Below are 26,049 nucleotides of genomic sequence, written 5' to 3'. Positions count from 1 at the left end.
TATCTTGACCGTGCGGGCGAGATGGGGATTGAGGGGATTGTATTTTTTGCCATACTCACCGTGACGCTCCTTACTTCCATCGTTAAAAATTCTTTTTCTGGAGATCGTGGACGCACCTCTTTTATTTTGTCCGCAACCTTTTTCGTTTACATGGCGTGGGTCTTGGGTTATAGTTTCTTTGACGTTGTGCTCTTCAACGATAAAGTGCTTATACTTACGACGGTACTTGCCGCTCTCTCATATGGACATGCTTTCGAAAAATCCGAACAACCCATCGCTCCCGTATAGCGCTCCGGGGGATGTTTCTTCCCGTGCGTCTCCCGAACGAAAAAAATCTCGGAAGACTTTTTTTATTTTCGGCGGTATCGGCCTTGTTATTATTGCGGTGCTTGCCGGGCGCGTTACGCTGACTTTTCAAAATATCTCTGAAAATAGCAATGTTGCTCTGCAGAAGTTCGACGACGAACACAATTTTTTTCCCCAAAAGGATCCGGACCGAGTCAACGTATTAGTATTGGGGATCCGCGGCAAGGAAGATCCGGAAGGGGGACTGCTTACCGATGGGATCGTTGTCTTAAGTGTGCAAAAATCTACGGGGCACGCAGCGCTTATATCCATCCCCAGAGATCTATGGGTTCGCATGCCGGGACGCCGGGAATATGATAAAATAAATGCGGTATACGCGCTTGGGTTTGAAGAGAGGGGACAGGGTACGGCGCTTGCTTATGCGAAGTCGGTTGTTGAGAGGGTTTCGGGACTTACGCTTGATGGCGCCGTGAGCGTTAACCTCGAAGGGGTTAAAGAATTTATCGATACGCTCGGAGGAGTGACGGTCAAGCTGCAGAGCCCATTTATTGAAGATCGACAGTGGATTCGCGGCGGAGACATGGGAACGTCAACGGCCTTCAGTATCAGAACTGACACCGTTTCGACGTCCCAGGGAGTTGTGGAAAGCCAGAAATGGGTATTTGCGCTTCCGGCGGGGACCCAGACGCTTGATGGCATCACTACGCTTTATTATTTGCGTGCCCGTTTTTCTTCAAATGACTTTGATCGCGCAAGAAGAGAACAGCAGGTGCTGGTCGCCATACGAGAAAAAGTGACATCGCTCGGCTTTTTGCTCAATCCCTTCAAGCTCAATGACCTTTTACGCGCTTTTGAGCGGAACGTGTCTACCGATCTTGAGTTCTCCAGAATCTCCGAATTTGCATCCTATGCCTCGCGCATTAAATCTCCTACCATTCGGCATGTTATTTTTAGTTCGGGAGAAAACGAGCTTCTTGAAGTTAAATATCAAAATAATCTTTACACACTGATTCCTAAATCAGGCAATTTCGATGCCATGCGTGAAGTTTCCAGAAACGTTTTTAAGGAATAGTATAACCCGGTTAATTCGCTACTACAATCCCATGTATATCCGGTTGTAGTGCCGAGTATGCGAAAACAGTGGCTTTTCATCTTCATTGCGGTAGTGGGTAGCGCGGCTTTAAGCTACGGCGTCGGTTTTGCGCTTGGCATTCAACGCGGAGCCGAATTTTCAAAAGTAACTCCCATCCAGATCACGGTTAATGAAGGAAGTGGCAAGCCTGCGGACCTCGATCTTACGCCGTTTTGGGAATCATATCGGGTGTTGAAAGAACGCTACGTTGACCAATCGAAACTTGATCTTAAAAAAATGCTCTACGGAGGGGTTGCAGGATTTGTTTCAAGCGTCGGCGATCCCTACACAGTCTTTGTGCCCGCCGAGGAGCAGGAAAAGTTTGTTGAGGATCTGCAGGGAAGTTTCGGCGGCATTGGCGCGGAGATAGGCATCCGCAAAGGAGTGCTTGTCGTGATCTCACCTCTCGCAGAAAGCCCTGCTGAAAAAGCAGGTCTAAAGGCAGGAGATAGAATTTTAAAAATTGATGAGGCGTTTACCCCCGACTTCACTCTCGATGAGGCCGTCTCCCATATTCGCGGAGCGGTAGGCAGTTCGGTGAAACTTCTGATACTCCCGGAGGACGCCGAGGAGCCCAGGGAAGTTAGTATTATACGCCAGACGATCGTGGTGCCATCTATCAAGTGGGAAGTGAAAGACGGGATAGGCATTGTGCGTATTTTGAATTTCAACGCGGATGCATCAAGATCCTTTGCAGAGCTTGTGCGGGATATAAAAAAACTTCCGCAGAATAAGCTTGTCATCGATGTGCGTAATAATCCCGGTGGGTTTCTGGATGTTGCCCAGGATATAGCAAGTTGGTTCCTTGCGAGAGGAGAAGTTGTGGTGTTCGAAGTTGATGCGGCGGGAAATCATCTGCCCTTTACAAGCAGGGGATATCGAGGACTGGAATCGTATGCCGTGGTTGTGCTTATAAACAAGGGTTCGGCGTCGGCATCCGAAATTCTCGCCGGAGCTCTCCGCGACGTAAGGGGCGTGAAACTTATCGGCGAGAAGTCATACGGGAAAGGTTCTGTGCAGGAACTAGTGAATCTTTCTGATGGTTCCGTGTTGAAAATAACTACCGCAAAATGGGTAACGCCGAACGGCGTGTCAATTAACGATGAAGGACTTAAGCCGGATGTGGAAGTGGAGATAAAAGAAGACGTAGAAGAGGGGAAAGATCCACAGCTTGATAAGGCGTTGGAAATTTTGAAAAACCTGTAACGTTGACGCCATGAATAAAAAAACAAGGATAGTCATTATTGGAGCCATTGCTGTCTTCGCCGGTATCTTCTTCGGCTATGTGCGTAAAAGCTCGGCGCCGAGACGTACCGAGAATGAAATTCCTGCTGTTTCTCAGCCGGCGCCGAAAGAAACTCCGGACGGACTGATCTACAGACAGATAAATCTCCCACCTATTACCCTGCAGGAGTTTGCCGCGCCGAATTTTATTGCCTCTAGTCCCACTCATAAAGAAGCTTTATCGCTCACAGATCTTAAAGAAGTTCGATTGAAGTTCTCCGAACGCATTGAAGCTCCATCAAAAATCTTCGTACTTTCTGCGAACAAAGTCGTTGGCCAGGGAAATACAACATCGTCGGATGCAAAGGAGCTCTTTGTTCCTTTGGATATCGGATCTTTCTCCGCAAGAACTTTCCAAGATGGAATTTATGAAGTGTACTACGATGCGTGTTTTGTCGGAGACATGTGTTACAAGGGACAGTATGCGTTTTACGGGGTCGGCGTTGATTCTTAACTATGCTCTCGCGTAATACCTTGCCGAAAAATGACGCAAAACTGCTTTGGACGAATCATGTCATACGCAAGATGGTATTTTACCGTCTCTCACAAAGCCGTATTAAGCGCATCTTACGAAATCCAAAGCGTTCCGAGGTCGGCATCGCTACGGGCACCATCGCGCTGATGCAGCCGGAGCCGAAGACCAAAAAACCTTCCGAAGTCTGGCTTATGTACCAGCGCGTTGGAAAAAAGAAACGTATTATTACCGCGTGGCGATATCCGGGCAAAAGTCCCGTGCGAGAAGCCATTCCGATTCCTCACGATATCCTGGAGGAGTTAGAGAGCGAGGGTTTTTCATCCGTAAAAAACCGTTGAAACATTCCTAAATATTTTATATTGATTTTGCACCGTCATGGCCTACTATCCCTATGTCGCGAAACGCCGTCACCCCCTCAGATACAAACAGCTGTTCAAAAAGATGTTTTTTTGGTTTTTTATTTCCTCAAGCATCATTGGCGGAGGAGCATATTATTTTTTTTTCTCAAACATCTTTTCTATTGACCGCATTGAAGTTAGGGGTATAGAAAATCACGCGGATATTCGCGAGGTAGTCCTTGGGTATTTGAGCGAGAAAACTGCATGGGGTCTTACGATAAACAACAACTATTTCTTCGTATCCCCCGCAGATCTTCAGGCTCTGGTTGAAAACCGCTTTCCGGCGCTTGCCTCCGTAGCCATCGCGAAGGCCTTTCCTCACATTGTCCGACTTAATGTGAAAGAACGCGAGTATGCAGCAACGTGGTGTTCGACTGGCTCAATGTCCTGCTACCTGATGGATATCCAGGGAGTACTTTATCGCGACGCCGCAAGCTCCTCCGGAACCCTCGTTTTCATTCTTAAAAGCAGCTTGCCACTGAAGCTAGGGGATACGGTGATGGACGGTTCCTCCCTCGCTTCCCTTGCAATGCTACGCAACACACTCCGAGACAGGTTTGCGCTTGCCGTGAAAGATTTTTTTCTGGACAATATGCCGGATGTGACTGCGAACATGGTGGGGGACTGGAGGTTAATGTTTAATATTTCCAAGCCCTCTCTAGAAGTTCTTGATGCCCTACAAAAGACCCTGGCGGCGATAGGCACGGATAAAAAAATTGAGTATATTGACCTGCGGATCGATAACCGCGTATATTACAAAACTACGATTCTTACTTCGCCGCAATGAATCCCGTTAGAGGTCGCAATCGCTTACATAATTGAAGGTATAAACAAATTTATTACAAAATAAATACGGTGGATAGGTCGCACTATTTTTTTGATCGCGATCTACCTCTAACGGGATGAAGGATAACAGGATCATTCTTGCACTCGATGTTAGCGATCCGGAAAAAGCACGGTCGCTTGTTGAGATGCTGATTGGCCAGGTCGCATGCGTAAAAATAGGGCTTGAACTTATCACTGCTCTGGGAGCGCCCAAAGCCATTCAACTTCTTAAAGACCTTGGCGCCAAGGTCTTTTTTGACGGCAAGTTCCACGATATACCCAACACCGTAGGGAGAGCATCGGCGGCAGTGTCGCGCCTCGGTGTGCGGATGTTCAGCGTTCATGCTTCGGGTGGTCGCGAATCTTTTCGCGCGGCCGTAGCCCATAAAAAAGAGAGTCTTGTATGGGGAGTCACGGTGCTTTCTTCTCTGGAGAAAAAAGACTCCGTTGAGATATACAGAGAGGGACCGGACAGAAAAGTCATTCAGTTTGCGCATATTCTTGTTCAAGAACACGCAGATGGCATTATCTGTTCCCCGAGTGAAGCTGCGTTACTTCGGAAGCAAGCCGCTTTTGAACATATGGCGCTTGCGACTCCCGGCGTACGTCCTTCTTGGGCATCAAAGAACGACCAAAAAAGAACGCTTACTCCTCAAGAAGCGATACAGGCTGGCGCAGATTATCTTATCATCGGACGCCCCATTACGGAGGCATCGGGAGATGTTGGAAGCCCCCTTGAAGCCGTGAAGCGTATCAACGCCGAGATCGACTCCGTCATAACTCTTGAACCCCGGATATTAATCTAAAACGCATATGAATGTAATAACGCCAAGCGGAACTATATTTAGCGATGCAGATATCCAGATATTGAAACTCATGGCTGCATACGGTTTTGTAAGAAGAAGCGAGACGCCTTTCAAGCTCAAATCCGGTATTTTCTCGCATGTCTACGTATCCGGGCGGGAAGACTTCACGGATCATTCGGATCTTGAATGGCCCATTGGAGAGAAGATCGCGCGGAAGGTTTGGGAATATGCACGTCCGGAAGATCGCCAACCGTGCCTTATTGGCATCCCGACAGCAGGAACGGCGCTTGCGCAAGCGGCCGCAATGGCAAGTTTTCGAATGGAGCGAAGGAAAACCGATCTTCCTATAAACCATCGCCTGATGCGCGAGGTGCAAAAATGGTATGGCGCCCATCAACATTCATGGGTGAACGGCAAACCAGACTTGGCGCGACACACCTATTGGATGGTGGACAATGTTGCAACCGATGGACAATCGAAGATTGAGGCCACAGAAAAGTTGGCGCAGGACGGATATCCGGTAAACGATATGCCGTGCCTTATCTTCATCGATCGCCAGCAGGGGGCGATCGCGCAGCTTGAACGGGCTGGCTTCAGGCGCATCGTTGTCGTCTACAATCTTCTGGATATTACCTACGCGCTTGGCGAAATAGATATTTGGCCGAAAAGTATGGTGAGCGCGGTTGAAGAGGAAATCCACGCCCATCAGTTTTCGAAGTAACCCTCTTGGATCGCTAAAAAGCGAATCCCTTTTTCTTTTTTTTGCGGTATGGTAGGATGCTCTCGATAAAATCATGAAGCGCATTTTTTCACTCTTGCTTATATTCGTTGTCGGGGGCATCGGAGGAATTTTTCTTGACCGTTTTGTGATACCTCGCCTAGCTCAAACCTCTGTAGGTGTGTGGTTTCCGGTCCTGCGCCGCACGTCCGAGCGCACTACCATTGTGAACAAAACCGAAATAGTGAGGGTAGAGGAGAGTGAGGCTATTCCGGACTTGGCCGAGCGCGTAAAAAAAGCCGCCATTTCAATTGAAATTGTTCGAAAAGCCGGAAAGAATGGGAAATTGCAAAAGGGGACTATGGCCGCCTCTCCAAAAGAGGCTATCACCGGCCTTGCGCTAACAAGCGATGGCTTTATTCTTGCACATGATGCCGATGGGTCATTGGCCCTTGGTGTCTCAGCAACCTCTTTGGCAAAAGTCGGAATTCTGGGAATATATGCGCTTGATGAAGACGGGCGGCATCAGGCAAGCGTTGTGGCATCGGACACGTCCACGAACTTTGTTCTTCTTCGCGTTTCCGACCGGCAACTAACCATTCTTCCTTTTGAAGACGATCGTCCGAGGCTTGGCGCTCGCCTTTTCATGCTCTCGGCAAACGTATTTGAAAATACCGCAGCACCCTCATTTCAGACCGCAATGCTGTCCGCGGTAACTCGAGACTTTTTTGTCATATCAGACGCTCCTCTTGCGGATGCGATTATTGTTGATTTTGAGGGCCGCGTGGCAGGTATGAGCGTCCGGGATGCGTTCGGTAAGCAATCTATCGTCCCTGCCTCCACGCTTCGTCGTATTAGCAACGAACTACTGCATAAAAATCCGTAGCCCGCATGATCCACTCTACAGAAGAACGCTCCTGCCTCTCTGGCGACGCCATTCTCCGGCATCTGAAAGCCGAGAGGATTTTTATTTTTCCGTTTGGCAAGCGGAGTCTCGGCACAAGCCAATATGACGTGCGGCTTGGATCTTTTTATTTCCGAGAATCGCTCAACGTGAATGCTTCGCGGATTTTTAACGTCTATGACAAAGAAGATGTGGATCGTGTGTGGGGTAAGGCGTGGTACGAAGCCCAGACCCATGAAGACTGGGCAGTACAGGAAAATAAAGGAGCGCTGCTTGAAGGCATACATCACCGCGAGCGTATCATTGTGCTTGAACCGGGAGAGACGGTCTTGGCGCACACTATAGAATTTATCGGAGGGAACGATAACCGCATTACCACAAAAATGCAGGCAAGAAGCTCTCTGGGACGCAGTTATATTGAGGTATGCAAGTGTGCGGGCATGGGAGATATCGGTTTTTGCAACCGCTGGACCATGGAAATCACCAACAACAGCCGTTCACAGCGCATTCCTTTGGTGGTGGGTATGCGGGTTGCGCAACTTGTGTTTTTCGAGACGGAAGGGGTTTCGGGCGGCACCTACCGCGAGGGCGGCAAGTATCAAAACAACGAGGCGCTTACCGATATGGTGCGGAACTGGCATCCCGAGATGATGAAACCGAAGCTCTATAAGGATTGGGAGTTGAAAGAAGGCCACGGCTACCGGCACTTTTCGCAGCATTATAACGAGCAAGTGGAAAAATTCCTTGAGACGGGAAAGGTCGAATATCTGTAGCACCACGAAATAGCCTAAAGATGCTAAGACACATCTTGTGATGTGGTTTTTTGTTTATTGGCGTGGTATTCTTCCTAGGATGATAAAAGCACAAAGTGCAAAACGGATACGCAACATTTTTAATCCCGTCTCCAAAGAGCCATTCAAATTAAGCCGTTCCAGGCTTGAGAACTTCATCAATTGCAAGCGATGTTTTTATCTGGACAGGCGTTGCGGAATAGACCAGCCGCCGGGGTATCCTTTCACGCTTAATTCTGCGGTGGACCACTTGCTCAAAAAGGAATTTGACGTGCATCGCGCGAAAGGAACCGCGCATCCGCTCATGAAAACGTATGGCGTGGATGCCGTTCCATTCCAGCATCCCGACATGAACACCTGGCGGGAGAATTTTGTAGGCGTACAGTATCATCACAAACCAACGAATTTTATCGTAACCGGAGCGGTTGATGACGTGTGGGTAAACCCAAAAAAAGAACTGTATGTGGTGGATTATAAAGCCACAAGCACGGATGGCGAAATTTCCATGAATTCGCCGTATCGGGAAGGCTACAAGCGTCAAATGGAAATTTACCAATGGCTTTTGCGCCAGAATGGATTTTCCGTGTCCGATACTGGTTATTTTGTATACGCGAACGGTAAAAAGGACCGCAAAGCCTTTGACGGCAAGCTGGAATTTGAAGTAGAAATTATTCCTTATAAAGGAAAGGCCGACTGGGTTGAACAGGGACTTCTCGACGCGCATGCGTGTTTGATGGGTGATAAGTTTCCCAAATCCGCGCCAGATTGCCCGCTCTGTCTCTATAGGGCCGCCGCAAAGGAAGTTGAGTAAGGAGTATAGAATATGGGCAATGAAAAATGGCCGCGATGAGCGACCATATTTTTTTTGAATTCCGGCTAGTCCCGAATATTAGTCAAAGGGCCAAATCTTGTGACCAAAGAACCGGCTTCTTACCCATACAACCAGCCCAAAAATCGGTACTCCTACGAGGGAAATCAGAAACAATCCATGAAATTCAGCTGTGGACATATTGTCCTCCTTGGCAATTGCGGCTACTTAAAAGAATATTCGATTCCGAAGGTGATTGTCTTGAGGCCATTCGAGTACCTGGTGTACCTGACGGGGAAGATCCAACGCGATAGAACATCATCGTTGTAATCTCTGACAGGCTTAACCAGCGCGAAAGATATTCCGCCGTTTGCCACAAGTTGCATTGAGCTCTGGCAGACGTCACAGTAATAGCCGAAATCCCGGATATCAACCCATCTGCGCTGATACTTTACCTGGTACACTTGGGTGTTTCGGGCCAATGTTCCTCCCGCATGGAGCGAGACACGGAAATGTGTTGTATCCAGGGCATCATAGCGGATTCCCGGGCTTATGAGCCATAGTTTATCCTGAAATCTCTCTGCTTGAGAGATCTTTTCGGAGTTGAGCACCATGCGGCTCAATTCGGCTCCAAAGGATAGGCGCTGTGCCGCAGCATTTTTTCGGTAGAACGGGTGGTAGTATATGCCTCCGCCGAGGGTCAGCTGCTTGCCGGGGTAGTCGGTGTTTCCTTGCGCAAGGCCTCCGAAGGCGCCGATCTGAAAGCGGTTAGCGGGCTTATCCTCTGCAAGGACAGGCAGGGCCACAACTGTCGCAAAGAGCGTCAAGAATGCAACAAGGCGTGTATATCGCATGTATATTCTCCTTTCAAAGAGAGTCTTCTGGAACAGATGCCTCATCTTCACAGCATGACTCCAGAAGGACACCATACTCTCGTTGACATAAAATGTCAACGAGAGTACAACAAGAGAGTACGTTGAAATTTTACGCATCAAGAGAAGAAGAGGAGAAAACCCATGAAAGCAACACCATTTCGCCAGTTTTTGTCATATGTGCTGGTTACCTTGCTGTTGTTCCCGGCCGGAAGCTTTGCTCGCCCCTCAAGTGAGCCGGTGAGCGCCGAGCAGGCGCTTGCGCTCATTGAAAATTCCTATAGCGACTTTTTCGCAAGCGTCAACGAAGATTTTCGTATCGACGATTCGGTTTTCGAGAAGGTCCGCGATACGCTCAAAAAACAGGATGTCGCTGCCATTGCTCCGCTTGACGAGAAGGTCAGAAAACTCGAATTGGAGCAGGGGGTAGTGAGGGGAGAGCGGAAACAGATCAACAAGGACATTCTTTCGGCGCTGGTACAGGTTGAGCGGCTGGAGCGAAAACGAGATAAGTTGAAAGATGAGAAAGGGGACACCGCCGATCTTGACCAAGAGATCAAAAAGCTCAAGGATTTTATCGGAGAAAAACAGGAAAAAAGCGAGGCATTAAAACGCAAGCTCGATGGCGATACTACGTTTGATTTTTCCAAAACCGATGAGCGGCTTGAAGACCTGGATGAAGCCATCGCGGTAGCCCAAGACTCCGGACAAGACTCCGCAGAATTCACCAAAGAGCGCGATGCTCTAAAAGCAAAGCTTGATGAAGCAAGCGGCTTGAAACGCGCGGTACGAAACGCGAAGCTCGAACGGTACCTGGTGCAAGCGAAGAACTCGCATCGCTTCTCGAAACTCGAGAGCCTCAAGACTTGGCCTGCGCGTCTTCGCCAGATCAATGAAACCATACTTGCAGGCAAACAAGACGAGCGAAAGCTCGGCAATGTGGAAGATATTGGCGATCTGAAGAAGCGCAAGACCGACAAAGTGCGGCCGTACAAAATTCTGCCGGGGATGATCTCTAAAGAGAGCGAAATACAGCTCGGACAACAGATCGCGCAGGATATTTTAAGAACAGCTAAGGTCCATAAGGACACGCGCGTTACCGAATACGTAAACCGGCTTTGCCAAAACATTGCGCGCAATTCCGACGCATGGTCTCCTATCACCTGCTATACGCTCGCCGACCCATCAAAGGAACGCGAAATCAACGCCTTTGCTTTACCGGGTGGGCAGATATTCATTCATGATACGCTCATTCTGGCGATGAAATCCGAAGGCGAGGTTGCCGCCGTAGTGGCCCACGAGATCGCGCATGTAAACGCCAGGCATTCCGCGAAAATGATCTCGAAAATGCAATGGCAGCAGTATGCCGCCATGGCCGGTATCATTTTCGGCGGCATCGGGTATCTTGGTTACAATGGTATCGGCATGCTCATGAATATCGAAGCCCTCGGCATAACCAGAGCATCGGAGTCCGAGGCCGATCTTCTGGGTGGGCAGTATCTGTGGAATGCCGGTTACGATCCGCGGTTGCTTACGGGCTCATTCGACCGGTTATTGAAAGATCAGAAACTTGGCGGCACGTCATTTTGGCGTACGCATCCTTCGCTTAATGACCGCATGGAGCGCGTGGAGCAGGAAGCGCGGTATCTGCCGCCAAAGGCCAACTACGTCACCGATACAAGCGAATTTGTTGAAATCCAAAAAGCGATCCGAGAAGAACGACTCGGTATCGCCAAGGTACGAGAAGCGGAAAACAAAGATGGACCGAAATTAAAACGGCCCGGCGAAGGAGATGGCCAGGAGCCCGAAACACCCGGACGTCCGACGCTCAAGCGGACCCCAAAACCTACGGAACCGGAGCAAAAGCCCGATAATCCTCAAGAAGAGGGGAAAACGGGAACAACCAAAACCCCGTAACCGAAAATTTAACTTGACAGCGACACGAATGTGTCGCTTTTTTTAATGTTTTGTCCCCGCCAAGGCGGGGTTACAAAACGAAACCCCGCACTAATTTTCTGCAATAATCTTCGGAAAGCACAGTCATGAGCCGCCAGGCGTTACCGTGGAAATGTTTTTGAATATAATGGTCTATCCGACGAAATTAGTGCGGGGCGACGCTGGAGAGAGGCCCGTTTTCTTGATTTTATTGTAAAAATGTGTTTGGAGAGGTTTTTCCGATTATCCACCATTGACCCCTACACTAATTGTCTGGTAACGACGCAAGGCGTCGTAAATAATATGATTGAAAAGTGAAATATTCACCAATAAAGTAAGCCAGCGCGATAACCTAAGGGGATATCCACATGCAGACAATTAGTGTGGGGGTTGACATCAAATTCTTGCATGTTAGAGTGCGGGTGAAGTTTCAAGTAACTTGAAATCTGAATATACAGAGGTGACTACATGCCCAAGCATAAGAAGGCAGGCAAGAAAAAGAAGAACGCCAGGAAGTCAAGAAAAAAGGTGCGCGCATCATCTATGCGAAAGCTGTCACGACGTTCGGTAAAGTCCTCCGTGGCCTTAAAGCCAGAAACGTTGAAGCCGGCTATCGTTGATTCCGCCGATGCGCAAAAGCAAGATCCATTACCCATTGTGACCGAGCCAAAGGTAAGTGGGCCTTCTCACGTAACTGCGCAAGAACATTCTACCGCGGCGCAGACTAGTACAGCTTCGCCGAATGCGGCGCATGGCACGGCCGCCGATACTCAAAAAGCGGCCATCGCGGAAAAGGACACGCCTCCAATCGAGAAACCGGCGGTCTCAAAGCCAAACATCGAAAAGGGCATCGTGGTGAGCAATATCCGCGTACCGCACCAGGACGAGAAGGCGCTCGCGCTAGTCATTATGCACGCCAAGGATCTTGGAGTGGATCGGGTTTTTTTCAATGGAGACATCTGGGATTATTTCCACCGCTCGCACATTTCTCGCGATCCATTGCGTGTTTTCAGCGAGCGCGAACGAAAAACGATTGGTAAAGAAATCGAAGCACGTGTACGCGAGGAAGAGCAGGCTGCGCAAGAAGAGCTGAACGAAAAATTTGGCGTTGCCGAAGAAACCGGCGAGCCGAAAAGACTTGTGAAAAGCATGAGCGAGTCTCAGCTCGTCAGGGCTGTCAAGAGAGAGATGATGGAGCGTGCTCTGCGCAAGGAAATGGAACAGCTTTTCGGGATCTTCCGCATGTTTCGCGAAGCCTTGCCGAACGCCGAGTTTATTTGGATTTACGGCTGTGACGAGCATTATCTCGTCGCCTACCTGACCAAATACTATCCGGAACTGCTTGAAGAGATGGCGAAGTTTTGCAAAGCAGAACGGATTGAACAGCGGTACAACGGCACGCGCAACAATACCTATCGGTATGGGCTATTGGAAATCGGGCACTGGTTTCGCGGGGGGCTCTCAAGCCCTTCAGGATATGTGGCTCATACACTTTTGGATGACGAAGGCGTATCGCTCATCCAAGGGCATACGAATCGCGGCGGCTGGGCTTGCCGTACCATTCAGGGTCCGAAGTATCTGTCTGCCTACGAGAACTTCTCGCTTTGCAGAAGGCCCATCGGCAAGAATTGGCAACTTGGATACTCGGTGGTGTACCACCAAAGGGGACGTCAGCGGTTCCAAGTGTACCAAGTGCCCATTGCCGACTATGGATTTTTCTGGGGAACGAAGGAATACGCATCTGATCCCTCAAAAGTCAGTGCATGGGAAATCGCAGTCGCTATCAGCGACATCCATATTCCGTATGAGGACGAAAATGCCTTGAGTGCCTCATTCGAGCTTATCGCCGAGTTACAGCCGGCGGTGATCTTCGTAAACGGAGACGCGAATGATTTTGCCGATATCTCGAGATTCGCGAAAAGCGCGCACGATGAGTTAACCGAAGAAGAGGCAAAAAATCCCAAAGCCTTGGTCATTGACGATGGAGACGGCAAACGCTTCAAGACGCGGCTGGAGCGGGAACTTGAGAAGATCTACAATCTATTCAAGCGCCTGCGAAAGATCGCGCCAAATGCTCGGATTGTGTGGATATTCGGGAACCACGAATACCGTCTGCAGCGCTATGTGGAAGAAAATGCCGCACAGCTTGCCGGCGTGCGCCGTCCGGGAGAAGGTGAGGACGTCTTGTCGCTTGCGAGCCTCTCGAAGGTCAAGGAACTTGGCATCGAGATTGTCTATAGCAAGCTCATCGAAAGCTACACCACATACGGCGGATTGCTTGTGGGGCATTTCTACCTCGTGCGGCAAAAGTCGGCCCATTCTGCCCGCGCACTCCTTCAGAAGAAGCACAAGTCGCTTATTCAGCCTCATGTGCATCGCGTCGGAGCACACTATCAGACGCGGCTTGACGGCAAAATGTATGTGGCGGTTGAGACGGGGTGCCTGTGTGATCTCAATCCGAAGTATATGCAAGACCCGAACTGGCAGCATGGGTTCGTGGTCATCCACAAGAAGAAGACTACCGACCGTTTTTACCTACAGCCGATTCACATTGTAGACGGTGCGTTTCTCTTCGGTGGCAAACGCTATGGCCGAAAAAGCAAAGAAGTGCTGGACCCGAACGCTGTCGTTTCCAACGGAAACGGCTTAGTTGTGGCGGGTGACCCAACGCCAGACGCAGGCCCCGGAAAGGATTCCGGAAAAGAAAAATCCGGCTCTTAATAATTTGAGCCGGTTTTTATTTTATAGTATTTTCACCTCTATCAACTAAGACCCGTTCCTCTGAGAGCTCTATACATGCTATGCTAGAACTATGAATCTTCTCAACGGCTACAATTATACTTCTCCGATGCCATCAAGTCCTCAAGTTTCTCCGGAGAAAAATCGGCGGTGGCTTGTGTGGATCTTGGTGGTGCTCGGGTTTTTGGGGCTCTTTGCGATTGGTGGAGCGGGATACGGCGTATGGGCTGTACTGACGCCCTTAAGCCTCAAAGACGTACATCAGACACCTTTTATCATTACAAAAGGGGAAAGTCTTGAAAAAATTGCCTCAAATCTCGTAAAGGCAAGCCTTATCCGAAGAAAAGAGTTTTTCGTGTATTACGCCTATTACAAAAAAGAGTGGCAAAAGCTTCAGGCAGGGGAGTATGCGTTGCGTCGCGACATGAATATTCCGGAAATACTGGCGGCGTTTGTGGAGGGCAAAGTGGTGCCTGATGAAATAGCCATAACATTTCCGGAGGGGTTCTCGGTTCGCGATATGGATGCGCTTCTTGTAAAAAATGAACTTCTCCGGCTGGGAGTATTTCGTCTTGTCTCGGGGGATTGGGAAGGATACTTATTTCCTGATACATATCGATTTAATAAAGACGTAAGTGCAACAACAATACGCGATGTGATGCTTGTGAATTTCAAAGTAAAATTCACTGCCCAGATGCGCAAGGATGCCGAGTTGCTTCTTGGGCGTTTGAGACTTTATAACGACCTTGCAAGAGACTGCAGGGACCGGGGCCGGCTGCTTGAAGATAGCGTATGTGTGGGGGATGCGATAGTGACCATGGCCTCTCTCATTGAAAAGGAGGTCCGTAATATGGACGATATGAAAATGGTGTCCGGAATTCTCTGGAAGCGGATGACGCTAGGCATTCCATTGCAGGTTGATGCGACTATCGTGTATCTGACAAATAAAAAAAACGGAGAAGTTCTGCTTGAAGATCTTAAAATAGCATCTCCGTATAACACGTATCTTAACCGCGGTTTACCACCCGCGCCCATCGCAAACGCGGGTCTTAAGGCGCTTACGGCTGCGATATATCCCACGGAATCGGAATATCTGTATTATCTTTCAAAACCTACGGGAGAAACGGTATTTTCAAAGACACTTGAGGAGCATAATATCGCGAAAGCTAAATTTCTAAAATAGTTAATATAATAGCTAGACTAAAATGTCAATATTGACGGTATTTTACTTATACGTATACTGATACTGTTATCCGCAGACAACTGGCTGCCGAGAGAAAACGGCCATAAGTCCAGTCAAGGAAAATAAACTTCTTTTAGGGAGTTTGGCTTGGTCTGCGGGGAACGCGGATTTTTTTATTATCTTTTGATTTATGCCTTTATTGCATTCCGAAAAAGAAAATATTATTAGTTCGGCAGCTACGGCACTTAAGGGAGCTCGCATGGTTATTTTTGCAGATTTCAAGGGCATCAGCGTCAAAAAAAGCCAGGTATTTAGACGCAAAGTCAAGAAGGAAGGAGGGGATTTTCGTATAATAAAGAAGACTCTTGCGCGCATCGCGCTGAAAAATGCGGGCTTGAGTCAGGAGGGACTTGAAAACTATAAAGACACGCTTGCGATTGCCGCGCATCCAACGCAAGACAGCGCGTTCGCAAAACTCTTCACGCAGTCAACGAAGGAATTCCCGGAGCTGAAAATTGTCGCAGGGATTTTTGATGGCCAGAATATGTCACGAGCGGAAGTTATGGAGCTGGCTAAACTTCCGTCAAGGGAAGAACTGCTCTCCCGCCTTGTAGGAACGCTCATTGCTCCGGTCTCGGGTTTTGTACGGGTGCTTAACGGTCCGCTCACGGGTTTCACAAATATTATTAATTCATTAGCCACTAAGTAAAGTCTTTTGTCTGAATTTTGGAGCATGTTATTGCGAACGAAATTCAGACAAAAGACTTTACCCAGCACTTATTTTAAAAGAGTGTTGCGTGTTGATTAAGGTTTCTTTTGTATCGTTTTACCAATTCTTATAAATACTTTCGTGTTTAAAATAAGTGCTGGGTGCTCAGTGTTGTAGCTAAAAACCTTCGCTCGACATTGAGTCTCGCTCGTATTTTTAGACAACATTGGCATATGTCTGAAGATGAAAACATTGAAGTTCCGGCAAAGTTTCAGAAACTTGTTGACGAGGTGTCAAAGATGAGCGTTATGGATCTTTCGGAACTGGTGAAGGTGCTGGAGAAAAAGTTCGGTGTTTCCGCAGCCGCCCCCATGATGCAAATGGCCGCCATACCACAGGGTGGCGCCGGAGCAGGGGAGGAGGCCCAAGAAAAGACCAGCTTTAATGTGGTACTAACATCGGGCGGAGGAACTAAGATCGCCGTTATCAAAGTGGTACGCGAAGCCACGGGGTTGGGCCTTAAGGAATCTAAAGACCTGGTGGATGGCGCCCCCAAGAATGTGAAGGAGGGCTTGGACAAGGCTGCGGCCGAGGAGCTCAAGAAGAAGCTTGAAGAGGCAGGTGCTACGGTTGAGTTGAAATAACCCTGTCAAACAATCATAAAAACAAGTAGCTCTCTTACAGGGGCTACTGTTTTTTATTGTTATTTTCCGGGCATGCTATACAATCATGTAGCACCTTTATAAACAAACAAGGAGGACAAGGCGGTGAAACTTCGCGAATATGTGGCTCAACACAATGAAGCGGTTCGGATAGCAAACGAGAAGAGAAGTAAACTCAAGAATGCAATCTGGAGAGAGGTCGAAGTTGCATTTAAAAAATTTGATCAAGTATCTCCATATCGCTTCGGCGTCTGGATCTGGGATCACGAACTCATTCCTTCTTCGGGGAACGAGCTGTCCTGCATCCGCATTGATGTGACGGGGTTATACTGGAAACGCCCCGATCATGCGAAAGTCCTTGATTCACAGAATCCTGCTCTTGTGAAGCGGAAAGATTATTCCCGAATCCGCAATGCCATGGAAAAATTTCTAAGGCAGAAATTGCAATTGGGAAAACTCGTCGAAGTAACTGTCTGTCTTACCGATAAAATTTTAGAATAGCGGGAGATTTATTAACCGGATAACTCATTGTCTCCGGTTTTTTTTCTTTTCCTAAAAAACTCCTTGCTTCAATGTATCCCTTCATTGGAACAGGTTTTTAGGATAAAATAAGAGTATGGCATGCTCTATTGGCGCAAAAAAACCTCGAGAATACCTCATAAAGCGCGTTGTCATGGCGCTAGCCTGTCTTTTTGTTCTCTATGGCCGGTTCACAGGCGTCCCGCAGGCGCACGCAACGCTTTTAGATGACATCAAAGCAGAAATTCAGCGTAAAGAAGAAGAGATCCGCCAACTCGAGGTCAATAAAAAACAATTCGAGGGAACGATAGCAGAGAAGCAGAAGGCCCAGCGTACACTGAAAAATGAGATTGCAAGACTTGTGGCAGAGGTCGAGCGACTTTCCGTTCAGCAACGCATTACTACGGCGGAGATCCATAAAACCGAGCTTACAATCCAGTCTCTGCAATCTCAAATTACGCAAACCCAAGGAAATATTGAAACGCAAAGAACCCGTATGAGCGTGCTACTTCGCACGATGCGGGAACGAGCCGATGAGCACAAAACCTTGCTTTCCGTCATTTTGCAGGACGCCTCACTGTCCATCTTTTTGAGCCAACTTGCCTACGCGGAGAGCCTACAAGATAAACTGCTGAATGAGACAAAGGCGCTAAAACAAAATAAGATTGAGCTTGAAAATGAAGAATCGACTCTCTCGGGAAAGAAAGACGAGCTTCAAGAACTGCGAGGGCGCCTCCTGGCCGAGCAAACGGCAAAAAACTCACAGCAGAAGCAAAAGTCAACAATTCTTACCGTAACGAAAAATGAAGAAAAGAAATTCAAAGAGTTTCTCTCGGAAGCGGAAAAAAAGCGTCAAGAGATCCTCAAGGATATCAAAGAACTTGAAGATAAGCTCCGCCACACTATTGATCCGGCAAGCCTTCCCGCATTCCGTCCAGGCGTGCTTGAATGGCCCGTGAGAGGCATTGTATCGCAGGAATACGGGGATACCGATGATACAGGGTTCCAGAACGATGCATACGAATTTCACAACGGCATTGACGTTGCGGGACAAACCGGAACACCCATCCGTGCCGCTCGGGAAGGCGTTATAAAGGCCTTAGGGAACAATTCACCGTACGCTTACGGCAAGTGGATCGCAGTAGACCACGGAAACAATCTCACTACGCTCTATGCGCATTTGTCGTCGCAAGTGGCAAAACAGGGGACTACCATCAAAAAAGGCCAGGTAATCGGCTATATGGGCGCTACGGGCTATGCCACGGGGCCGCATCTCCATTTCACGGCATACGCTTCAAATACGTTCATTACCGAACAACGCTGGTTCGGTCTCTTGCCGTTGGGAGGATCGATAAATCCAAGGAACTATCTTCCGTAAGTACCCGCATTTTCTTGTTTTGTGGTATAATAAGATCCATGAAGAAGACCGTCCTTATAATCGCAATTTTCCTCATAATTTCAACGCTTAATGCCATAGCGCCAAAGATGAGTTTTGCTCAAGGAGGAATAAGCGGTGGCGGGAACACGGTGGAGGCGCCGATCGGCATTCTAGACCGCATTAAAGGGGTATTCAATGATAGTCAGAAGCTGGTTGCGCAAGGAGGGGAGTTGACAAGCACGGTTCAGAAAACAGCCGAAAAACAAGGATGGAAAGAAGTTTTGGGAAAGGTCTGGAACGCGCTGAAATCCTTCTTCGGCGACGAGACCATAAAAAACCTTCTGATTGAGACGGCAAAACTCTCTTTACGTCTTTTTGCCAACGTCTTTACGCTCATTGCCGGTGCGCTGAATAAGATTCTTGAAGTGGTGGGTTCGTAAAATCTTGCAAAAGATAAAATGAAAAGACTCACGATCTGTATCGTGAGTTTTGATTTTGGAAATGCCTTATCAGGGCGGTAAGTATATCACGACGTAAAAGGTATCTTGTGCGACGTATCATATATTTCAAAGAATGACGTGAAGCCATCCCCCGTTCGTGTTAGAGCATCGGATTGCCAAAGGAGGTTTTTTATGCGAGGGTAAGTCTATGGAGCCCATCACCCACCTCAAGATTTTTCTTGCCAATCTAAGCCTTGCCGCTGTTCTGTTTTCAGGTCAGGCGGCTTTTTCTTCCGTGAAATCCGCCGCACGTCATGTCATTGCAAAAGATGTGGAAATTACCAATGTCCGCGCATTACCTTCCCAAACGGTTCTACCCCCGCGCATTGTACTTACAAATAGGCCTCCGGAAACACAGGCAGGCACGCCAACTGCCACAAAAACTCTTATTGACGGTGCGGGAGAAAAGTTTATAGCAGGGAATAAGAATCCCTTTCAGAAGCCTTTTTCGGCTACGGCAAGCGCATCATCACCCAAACCGTCTTCAAAGCCGTTGCCATCTCCAAATCCAATTCCAACGCCCAAGCCCCTGCCAAAGGCTACCACGGTGAGCACAACATCCCCTGCTCCGCAATCCACTCCTCAGCCCATGCCAACACTACCGCCACCCACGGCTTCGCCCGATTTTTCGGTCAGCACGTTGCTTATTGGCAACAACCCTTCGTACATTAAAACCGGCGCAATTATCCATTTTAGTGTATTCGTGCGCGATGCTGACGAACGGACCATAAAAAACAAAACTTTAACATTTCTGGTTAATGGCAAAGCTCTGACAGCATCAACTGATGAGAGCGGAAACGCGTTTTTGGAAATTCAGGCGCCGGACATTCTTGGCGATTTCAAGGTCGTTCTTCAACTTGGATCCAAAACAGCCTTATTCACGGTTAATGTCATTGACTCAAAACCCATTCTCTCTTTGTCCTCTTTTGCATTTGATATCGAAGGATATAGCGTTCGCTTGCGAAATGCCGCCGGAGAAGCCGTACCGAATTGGCAGGTCACGGCATATAAAAGAGACGGCAGTGTTCTTGGAATAAAATTTACTTCCGAACTTGGAGCGGTTCAATTTGACTTGCCGCCTCGTGAGGAAAGCGGGCATATATACGCGTGCGCGGAAGTGAAGGATGTGGCGGGAAGGGAGTGTACCGAATGGTAAGACGCTCGCTTAAATATGACTAATTACCCAACCAGCGAACTCGCTTGAGATTCATTAAAAAAAAGACCATTAGGGTCTTTTTTGGTTTTCTGTTCACTCCGTGCACACCGGCCCGTACGCTTGCTCAAAATGCTCGAAAAATTTTTCTATCGAGTCAAAGATGCAGCCGGACGAGAGAACGATGTGCAAGAAATGCGTGCTTGCAATGGTCATATTCAGGGTCGTGTCGCAGATAAGGTAAACCCTCCCCTCCCTCTCGACAAGCCGGAGCATTTCACGTATCGATCCTACGGATGCAGAGGCTTCCTTTAATTCTTTCTCCGTTCTTGCCCACATGACGATAATTCCTGAACGATCAACGGAAAGGGCATCCTGTCTCCAAATTTTATCCATGAAATCTTTGAGTTCCGTCCAATTTCTGGCTGCTTTCAACTCGGCGGCGTATCGGGCATTGTCGAGAACAGTCTTCCCAACCAGATAGGAAGCTTTTACTGGGTTGATGAACTCGGCATGGATGCCGGGAAAGCGCTTGTGAAAAAGACTGACGAAATCTTCCCGCCATCCGCGGTCTGGATCATCAAGGAATTCGATTGGTCCTATCAGATAGAAAACGAACTTTTTTGTTTTCAAGGTTCCTCCCCCTACTTTAGTCCTTTCGCAGGCTTTAATCCTCTGGCCTTTGCCTCTTCCTGCGTATTGAACCAAATTCTGTTTTCAACTTTAATCCGCAGTGCCCCAGACATATTAGCGGTATAGTAATATGCGCCGTTTTTTGAAGCCACGTACTCCCCTCGCCTCTCGGCTTCGGGAATGCCTCTTTTTGAATTGTCGATTTTTGAGTCAGCCTCCGGAAGAGCTAAGTCAACCAAATTTATTTTCTGTAGTTCGGCCTGTTTTTGCAGAACCGTGTCGGGCACCTCAATAATGACGGGATCTGTCGTCTCTGAGACGGAGCTTAAGCGCCCCGCTAAAAATGCCATAAGTACGAGCAAAAATGCGCCAATTCCGAGAATAGCATCGTTCGCATTCTTATCCCACCACTCTTTTAGCACGGCTATTGACAACATAGAGGCGAGGATATAGTATATCCTCGTAAATCCAAATGTCAAAAGTCTATAATCGGATTTATTATAAAATATGGCACATACTAAAGCATCAGGCTCAACCAGGTTGGGCCGCGAATCACAATCCAAGCGCCTTGGCGTGAAGCTTTTTGCCGGACAGAAGGCAAAGGCAGGAAACATCATTGTACGCCAACGCGGAGGTAAATTCCTTTCGGGTAAAAATACGAAGCGCGGCCACGACGATACTATTTACGCCATGCAGGATGGCATTGTGTCGTTCCAGACAAAAAAACGCACCCGTTTCGATGGGCATAAAAAATTGGTCAGCGTTGTGCATGTCAAATGATTTTTGACCGACGTGTATTCTTTTCAGGCCGGCCTTCAGGAGGCCGGTTTTTGTTTTCCTTTCAGCGTCCGCTTTTTGGTGTTTTTTGAGGCACCGCTTGCTTCTTTCACCACCACAACATTTATTTTTACCTCAATGGCATGGGGGAGATTAAGAATGACCGAATGTTTCCCCAGTTCTTTCAGAAGCTCTCCGGATCCCAGTCTGGCATTTCCAATGTCAATCTTCTTTTTTGCGAACGCAGATTTCAATTCTTCAATGCCAACGGTTGCATACAAAGTTCCTTCTTCCGCGGCCTTGGCATGTATTTCAAGCGCGTATCCGTCGAGCTGCCGTGCAAGTTCTTGAGTCGTCTTCAGATCAGTTTCTTGGGAAGTTATTATAGCGGCTTTTTTTCGTTCGGCATCTTTCATAAGGACTGGGGTTGAAAAGACCGCAAGACCTCTTGGCAACAAAAAATTCCTCGCGTAGCCGTCCGCGACAGTTTTTAAATCGTATTTCTTTCCCAGAGATAAGACGTCTTTAATAAGGATTACTTTCATATTTTCTGGACGTTAATATTTTTCACTCTTGCTCCTACGGGGCCTATCTTAGCCCATGCGATGAATTTTTGCAAGCCCGCCCCTCTCTTTTGATGTTTCGTAGAGGCGGGTGCAGTCCCGAGTGTACTCACGAGGGGCAAGGTGGTCTCGTCCTGTCCGCCGACAACCAGCACGACGCTCCCGTCCGGCCGGTTTTCTGTTTCATGCAAGATAAGACCAAGTTCGTTTGCTTTTTCTTGGGCAGAATAACGGAATCCGACACCCTGTACGTCTCCGGTTATGATGATTTGAGTTTTTGACATATCTATAGAATAGTATGTAGAAAAGAAAAAGCGAGAATAATATTCTCGCTTAAAAAAGCACGAAATTGCCAATAGAGTACTCCGGGAGCTCTACTTCTGTAGAGACGCGGAAAGAATGTCGTTGGGATAAGAACACAGCTTTGTCCAGTTTGGTTTTATTCGGGTTTATTACGCTATAATTTGTATTTGCCCCTGGATGCCAGCGCATTTGCCCGTGCGCGTTCAAGCAGTGCCACTTGCGCTTCCTTGATCTTTGTTTTATCCGTTGCCCATATCTTAAGGGCAGGATTTTGTATTCCGCGGCCATAGGAGAACGAAAGCGGCCATGGCAACATTTCGCCGAGCCTATGCATGGCGTTCAGGCGTATCGTGGCATCCTCATCATCTTGCCCTCCGGAAAGGAATACGACGCCGGCAAGACTGTGCGGCACATGTTCCTTCAGGCACTTTACAGTAAGGCGCGCGATCTCCTCCGTACTTGCCTGCGCGGGATTATCTTTGCCGGATAGCACCATGCTGGTTTTCAAGATCATTCCGGCTAGAGCAATCCCCTGCTCTGCAAGTTCCGCAAAGATCATATCCCACGTGGCCGCACATACCTCATAACATCGTTCAATAGTATGGTCCCCGTCTATCAAAATTTCAGGCTCTACTATTGGTACGACATTCAGTTCCTGACAGATAGCCGCATATTGTGCAAGTGCCTGTGCGTTTGCCTTGATGCATGCGGATGTGGGGATTTTGGGTCCTACGGTGATGACCGCGCGCCATTTTGCGAATTTAGCTCCAAGCGCGATATATTCCTTCAGACGCTCGGCAAGTCCATCGAGCCCCTCGGTTATTTTTTCTCCCGGATATAATTCAAGTTCTTTTGTGCCTGCATCTACCTTAATGCCAGGAATGATGCCTTTTCGTTTCAATACCTCTGAAAACGGAGTACCATCAGAGGTTTTTTGCCGGATGGTCTCGTCGAATAAGATCATGCCGGAAAGATACTGTTCCGTTCCGGGCGCGGTAATAAGAAGCTCCCGATACGCACGGCGATTTTCTTCCGTGAACTCCACGCCAAGTTTTTCGAAACGCTTTTTGCATGTGGGATGGCTCTCATCGATTGCCAAGATCCCTTTTCCGGGAGAAACCATCACATTTGCGACTTTTGTTAGTGTCTGAATATCCATAGTAAAATTCTTCTTTCTAAGATTTATACGGCTCGTTATCGAAATGATGCTCCACTTCCTGCCATCTGATGGTATGCGTCCGTGAGCGCATCACTACGGTATTTGTCCAAGCTCCATGTTTCGTGTAGCGCACGCCCTTCAGAAAATCTCCCGTGGTAACGCCCGTTGCAGCGAACATTACGTTCCCTTGGGCAAGTTCCTCGGTGGTGTAGATATGATCGGGGTCGGTAACCCCCATGGACTTGGCGCGTTCTTTTTCCGCATCATCTTTAAAAATCAGTCTTCCCTGGATCTCTCCACGCAAGGCGCGAAGTCCCGCGGCGGCTAGAACCCCTTCCGGAGCTGCACCAATTCCCATAAGACAATCGATGCCCGATTCGCGTTTAGCACATGCAAGCGCTCCGGCAACGTCGCCATCCGTTATGAGTTTGATGCGCGCGCCGGCCTTGCGGACTTCCTCAATAAGCTTTTCATGTCTTGGTCGGTCTAGGATCATGATAGTCAATTCTTTCACAGGCTTTTCCAGCCGCACCGCAATACGATTGAGATTCTCGGTCGGCGATAATTGCAGATCGGTCGCTCCCCGGCAAGCCTCACCTACCGCAATCTTCTCCATATAAACGTCCGGCGCGTGTAAAAGCTTGCCCTCCCCCTTTACGGCTGCGGCAATAACGGTAATAGCGCCCGGCCAGCCGTTAGCGCAAAGGTTGGTGCCTTCGAGCGGATCGACAGCGATCTCAAGTTCCGGCCCTTCCGCTGCTTCCCCTTTCCCACCAACCTTTTCCCCGATATAGAGCATTGGCGCTTCATCTCTTTCACCCTCTCCAATGACAATGGTACCGCGGATATAAAGATCATCGAAGGCCTTGCGCATGGCGTCGGTTGCCGCTCCATCCGCTGTGTGCCTATCTCCACGGCCCACATATGGAGCGCAGGCTAGCGCGGCCCGTTCGCATATTCTTCCGAGCTCAAAAGCAATATTACGATCCATGGTGTAGGTATTCATACACCCCCCTTTAAATGTTTTCAAGGTACAATTGCGTTGTTTTTACACATTCATGCCTATACTGCGGTGCGGTGACGATAGCGATACTGCTATGGAAAAATCTTTTTACGTCCTTCAACCGATATGACAGCACCGCTGATATTTGGAAACTGATAGAGCGTTCTTTCTATCTGCGCGTAAATAGTTTTAAGAATGCATGGTTCTTGGTTATACGCAAATATATCTTCTTTGAAATCTACCGTGGCAGTACCCTGGGAGACGGCAATGCGGGGCATTTCAATGTTACTCGGAATTGCCGTAGTGTACCCCTCCCGGAGTTCTTCCGGTGTTGGACCTTTCAGAAGCTGTTCTATAGCGCTTGTCACCGGTGCCTGCATAGTTGCGGTGAGACGCAAAACCGGATAGACCGTGGAGCAGGCGGCAGAAGGGTCCGTGCCGTGATTACTGAAAAACACTTTCGTCGAGCGGGCTCCCGACCCATTAAAAACTAAAGGAATGGATACGATATCAAGGGGTTCCCCATCCTTCGGAGAATTCCAAAACACTTCAAGCGTCAGATCGGACGATGCAGGAGGTTTCTGCAGATAGGTAATTGTTTTAGTAAATGGCCCAAGTTGTCCCGTATCTGGACTTCCCGACGTTTCAGTCGGTACCCCGACTTCTTTGATTTCAGAAAAATCGGAGCGTCGGGGTTGCGCAGTGGTAAAGTCGTGATATAACTCGTTTCCATCGGTATCTTTTAAGACGATGGTCACAGTATTCTCAAAAACGCGAGCACTTCCCGAAACGGTGAAAGGGAGAGTTATGTTTGTATATTTCCCGGGAGCAGATACGGAGATGTTGCCGTTACCGATAGGCTCCGGGGTTCCCGTGGCGGATACAGTACTTGGCAAAGGGGTCGGGGTCGGCGCGGGCGTGGCATCCTGGCTCCGATAGGCGCGATAATATTCCAGACCGTCGCTGGCTGCAAAGAACACAAGTATTGCCCCGCCGATCAAGAAGAAGACTTTCTTCATATTGTCCTGTGAATAAGTGGCATTGTTCTTAGTTTGCTCAGAGACTATACTGTGTATACTATGGCCTCAAGCTCTCCTCAAAAGAAAATACTCATTGTAGACGACGACCCGCTCATTGTACGCATGTATGAACGGAAGCTTACGAAAGAAGGCTTTGCCATTACGCTTGCCGCAAATGGCGAAGAGGGATTAAAAGCGCTCGAGAAGGAAACGCCGGATCTCGTGCTTTTGGATGTTCTTATGCCGAAAATGAATGGATGGGAAGCGCTAAAAAAAATAAAAGAGAATCCCAAGACAAAGAACATCCCTATTATCACGCTAACTTCTCTGGGAGATAAACCGGCGGATATTCAAAAATTCAAGGATGCCGGGGTTAAGGAATACCTGGTAAAATCTGAGGTTGATCTTAAAACGCTCGTGGCGACAATCTGGAAACACCTCTCGTAGAATATCCTCTGGAGCAGATATTTCAAAAATCGCCTGTGTGGCGATTTT

The 26,049-nt window shown here is 48.3% G+C and carries 30 protein-coding genes; 22 read left to right on the top strand and 8 right to left on the bottom strand.

The window, feature by feature from the left end; translation table 11 throughout:
• From Q7S09_00615 to Q7S09_00565, 11 genes are all read left to right on the top strand, one after another.
• On the top strand, positions 1-288 hold a 288-nt coding region (locus Q7S09_00615), incomplete at its 5' end, for a hypothetical protein (GenBank protein ID MDO8557680.1).
• Positions 242-1,378, top strand: a complete 1,137-nt coding sequence (locus tag Q7S09_00610) for an LCP family protein (protein MDO8557679.1) — start codon at positions 242-244, stop codon at positions 1,376-1,378. The genes Q7S09_00615 and Q7S09_00610, both read left to right, overlap by 47 nt.
• Before the next feature lie 57 nt (positions 1,379-1,435).
• A complete protein-coding gene (locus tag Q7S09_00605) occupies positions 1,436-2,644 on the top strand; it encodes a S41 family peptidase (GenBank protein ID MDO8557678.1) in 1,209 nt (402 codons plus the stop codon).
• Between the two features lie 10 nt (positions 2,645-2,654).
• Complete coding sequence (locus tag Q7S09_00600; GenBank protein MDO8557677.1) at positions 2,655-3,176, top strand: hypothetical protein; 522 nt, start codon at positions 2,655-2,657, stop codon at positions 3,174-3,176.
• A gap of 2 nt (positions 3,177-3,178) precedes the next feature.
• Positions 3,179-3,535, top strand: coding sequence for a hypothetical protein (locus Q7S09_00595; GenBank protein MDO8557676.1), 357 nt, complete (start codon positions 3,179-3,181; stop codon positions 3,533-3,535).
• A 37-nt stretch (positions 3,536-3,572) separates the two neighbouring features.
• A complete protein-coding gene (locus Q7S09_00590) occupies positions 3,573-4,382 on the top strand; it encodes an FtsQ-type POTRA domain-containing protein (GenBank protein ID MDO8557675.1) in 810 nt (269 codons plus the stop codon).
• Between the two features lie 115 nt (positions 4,383-4,497).
• Positions 4,498-5,226 carry an orotidine-5'-phosphate decarboxylase gene (pyrF, locus tag Q7S09_00585; GenBank protein ID MDO8557674.1) on the top strand — a complete coding sequence of 243 codons (729 nt, stop codon included), beginning with the start codon at positions 4,498-4,500 and terminating at the stop codon, positions 5,224-5,226.
• Between the two features lie 7 nt (positions 5,227-5,233).
• Positions 5,234-5,947: a hypothetical protein gene (locus Q7S09_00580; GenBank protein ID MDO8557673.1), complete on the top strand. Its 714-nt coding sequence runs from the start codon at positions 5,234-5,236 to the stop codon at positions 5,945-5,947.
• A 73-nt stretch (positions 5,948-6,020) separates the two neighbouring features.
• Positions 6,021-6,830: a hypothetical protein gene (locus Q7S09_00575; GenBank protein ID MDO8557672.1), complete on the top strand. Its 810-nt coding sequence runs from the start codon at positions 6,021-6,023 to the stop codon at positions 6,828-6,830.
• A gap of 5 nt (positions 6,831-6,835) precedes the next feature.
• A complete protein-coding gene (locus Q7S09_00570) occupies positions 6,836-7,621 on the top strand; it encodes a hypothetical protein (GenBank protein ID MDO8557671.1) in 786 nt (261 codons plus the stop codon).
• Between the two features lie 79 nt (positions 7,622-7,700).
• A complete protein-coding gene (locus Q7S09_00565) occupies positions 7,701-8,450 on the top strand; it encodes a PD-(D/E)XK nuclease family protein (protein MDO8557670.1) in 750 nt (249 codons plus the stop codon).
• Between the two features lie 221 nt (positions 8,451-8,671).
• On the opposite strand, the gene Q7S09_00560 is transcribed toward Q7S09_00565, so the two are convergent.
• Complete coding sequence (locus Q7S09_00560; GenBank protein ID MDO8557669.1) at positions 8,672-9,301, bottom strand: hypothetical protein; 630 nt, start codon at positions 9,299-9,301, stop codon at positions 8,672-8,674.
• 162 nt (positions 9,302-9,463) lie between these two features.
• Between Q7S09_00560 and Q7S09_00555 the strand changes: the two genes are divergently transcribed.
• From Q7S09_00555 to Q7S09_00515, 9 genes are all read left to right on the top strand, one after another.
• Positions 9,464-11,236, top strand: coding sequence for a M48 family metalloprotease (locus Q7S09_00555; GenBank protein MDO8557668.1), 1,773 nt, complete (start codon positions 9,464-9,466; stop codon positions 11,234-11,236).
• 486 nt (positions 11,237-11,722) lie between these two features.
• On the top strand, positions 11,723-13,975 hold the full coding sequence (locus Q7S09_00550; protein ID MDO8557667.1) for a metallophosphoesterase: 2,253 nt from the start codon (positions 11,723-11,725) through the stop codon (positions 13,973-13,975).
• Positions 13,976-14,066: 91 nt separating this feature from the next.
• Complete coding sequence (gene mltG, locus Q7S09_00545) at positions 14,067-15,176, top strand: endolytic transglycosylase MltG (GenBank protein MDO8557666.1); 1,110 nt, start codon at positions 14,067-14,069, stop codon at positions 15,174-15,176.
• Positions 15,177-15,366: 190 nt separating this feature from the next.
• On the top strand, positions 15,367-15,885 hold the full coding sequence (gene rplJ, locus Q7S09_00540) for a 50S ribosomal protein L10 (GenBank protein MDO8557665.1): 519 nt from the start codon (positions 15,367-15,369) through the stop codon (positions 15,883-15,885).
• A 233-nt stretch (positions 15,886-16,118) separates the two neighbouring features.
• Entirely contained in the window at positions 16,119-16,529 is a 411-nt protein-coding gene (gene rplL, locus Q7S09_00535) for a 50S ribosomal protein L7/L12 (protein MDO8557664.1), read from the top strand.
• Between the two features lie 123 nt (positions 16,530-16,652).
• The gene (locus tag Q7S09_00530; GenBank protein MDO8557663.1) at positions 16,653-17,048 is read left to right on the top strand and encodes a hypothetical protein; all 396 of its coding nucleotides are present in this window, start codon (positions 16,653-16,655) and stop codon (positions 17,046-17,048) included.
• A 115-nt stretch (positions 17,049-17,163) separates the two neighbouring features.
• Entirely contained in the window at positions 17,164-18,444 is a 1,281-nt protein-coding gene (locus Q7S09_00525) for a peptidoglycan DD-metalloendopeptidase family protein (protein ID MDO8557662.1), read from the top strand.
• A gap of 38 nt (positions 18,445-18,482) precedes the next feature.
• Positions 18,483-18,884, top strand: coding sequence for a hypothetical protein (locus Q7S09_00520; protein MDO8557661.1), 402 nt, complete (start codon positions 18,483-18,485; stop codon positions 18,882-18,884).
• Between the two features lie 208 nt (positions 18,885-19,092).
• Positions 19,093-20,100, top strand: coding sequence for a hypothetical protein (locus Q7S09_00515; protein ID MDO8557660.1), 1,008 nt, complete (start codon positions 19,093-19,095; stop codon positions 20,098-20,100).
• Positions 20,101-20,193: 93 nt separating this feature from the next.
• On the opposite strand, the gene Q7S09_00510 is transcribed toward Q7S09_00515, so the two are convergent.
• Together Q7S09_00510 and Q7S09_00505 are read right to left on the bottom strand one after the other, a co-directional pair.
• Positions 20,194-20,730 (bottom strand): hypothetical protein, encoded by a 537-nt coding sequence (locus Q7S09_00510; GenBank protein MDO8557659.1) that lies wholly within the window; start codon positions 20,728-20,730, stop codon positions 20,194-20,196.
• Between the two features lie 11 nt (positions 20,731-20,741).
• Complete coding sequence (locus Q7S09_00505; GenBank protein MDO8557658.1) at positions 20,742-21,167, bottom strand: hypothetical protein; 426 nt, start codon at positions 21,165-21,167, stop codon at positions 20,742-20,744.
• A 70-nt stretch (positions 21,168-21,237) separates the two neighbouring features.
• On the opposite strand from Q7S09_00505, the gene rpmA reads away from it, so the two are divergent.
• Positions 21,238-21,510, top strand: a complete 273-nt coding sequence (gene rpmA / locus Q7S09_00500; protein ID MDO8557657.1) for a 50S ribosomal protein L27 — start codon at positions 21,238-21,240, stop codon at positions 21,508-21,510.
• Positions 21,511-21,545: 35 nt separating this feature from the next.
• On the opposite strand, the gene rplI is transcribed toward rpmA, so the two are convergent.
• From rplI to Q7S09_00475, 5 genes are all read right to left on the bottom strand, one after another.
• The gene (gene rplI / locus Q7S09_00495; GenBank protein MDO8557656.1) at positions 21,546-22,052 is read right to left on the bottom strand and encodes a 50S ribosomal protein L9; all 507 of its coding nucleotides are present in this window, start codon (positions 22,050-22,052) and stop codon (positions 21,546-21,548) included.
• Positions 22,049-22,354: an acylphosphatase gene (locus Q7S09_00490; GenBank protein ID MDO8557655.1), complete on the bottom strand. Its 306-nt coding sequence runs from the start codon at positions 22,352-22,354 to the stop codon at positions 22,049-22,051. Before Q7S09_00490 ends, rplI begins: the two co-directional genes overlap by 4 nt.
• A 173-nt stretch (positions 22,355-22,527) precedes the next feature.
• Entirely contained in the window at positions 22,528-23,532 is a 1,005-nt protein-coding gene (locus Q7S09_00485; GenBank protein ID MDO8557654.1) for a class I fructose-bisphosphate aldolase, read from the bottom strand.
• 16 nt (positions 23,533-23,548) lie between these two features.
• A complete protein-coding gene (glpX, locus tag Q7S09_00480; protein MDO8557653.1) occupies positions 23,549-24,523 on the bottom strand; it encodes a class II fructose-bisphosphatase in 975 nt (324 codons plus the stop codon).
• Positions 24,524-24,627: 104 nt separating this feature from the next.
• Positions 24,628-25,554: a Gmad2 immunoglobulin-like domain-containing protein gene (locus tag Q7S09_00475; GenBank protein MDO8557652.1), complete on the bottom strand. Its 927-nt coding sequence runs from the start codon at positions 25,552-25,554 to the stop codon at positions 24,628-24,630.
• A gap of 60 nt (positions 25,555-25,614) precedes the next feature.
• Between Q7S09_00475 and Q7S09_00470 the strand changes: the two genes are divergently transcribed.
• Entirely contained in the window at positions 25,615-26,001 is a 387-nt protein-coding gene (locus Q7S09_00470; GenBank protein ID MDO8557651.1) for a response regulator, read from the top strand.
• Positions 26,002-26,049 lie beyond the last annotated feature (48 nt).

The organism is bacterium, assembly GCA_030649025.1.
Classification (GTDB): domain Bacteria; phylum Patescibacteriota; class Minisyncoccia; order JAUYLV01; family JAUYLV01; genus JAUSGO01.
This window is presented reverse-complemented; position numbering and strand designations above follow the sequence as displayed.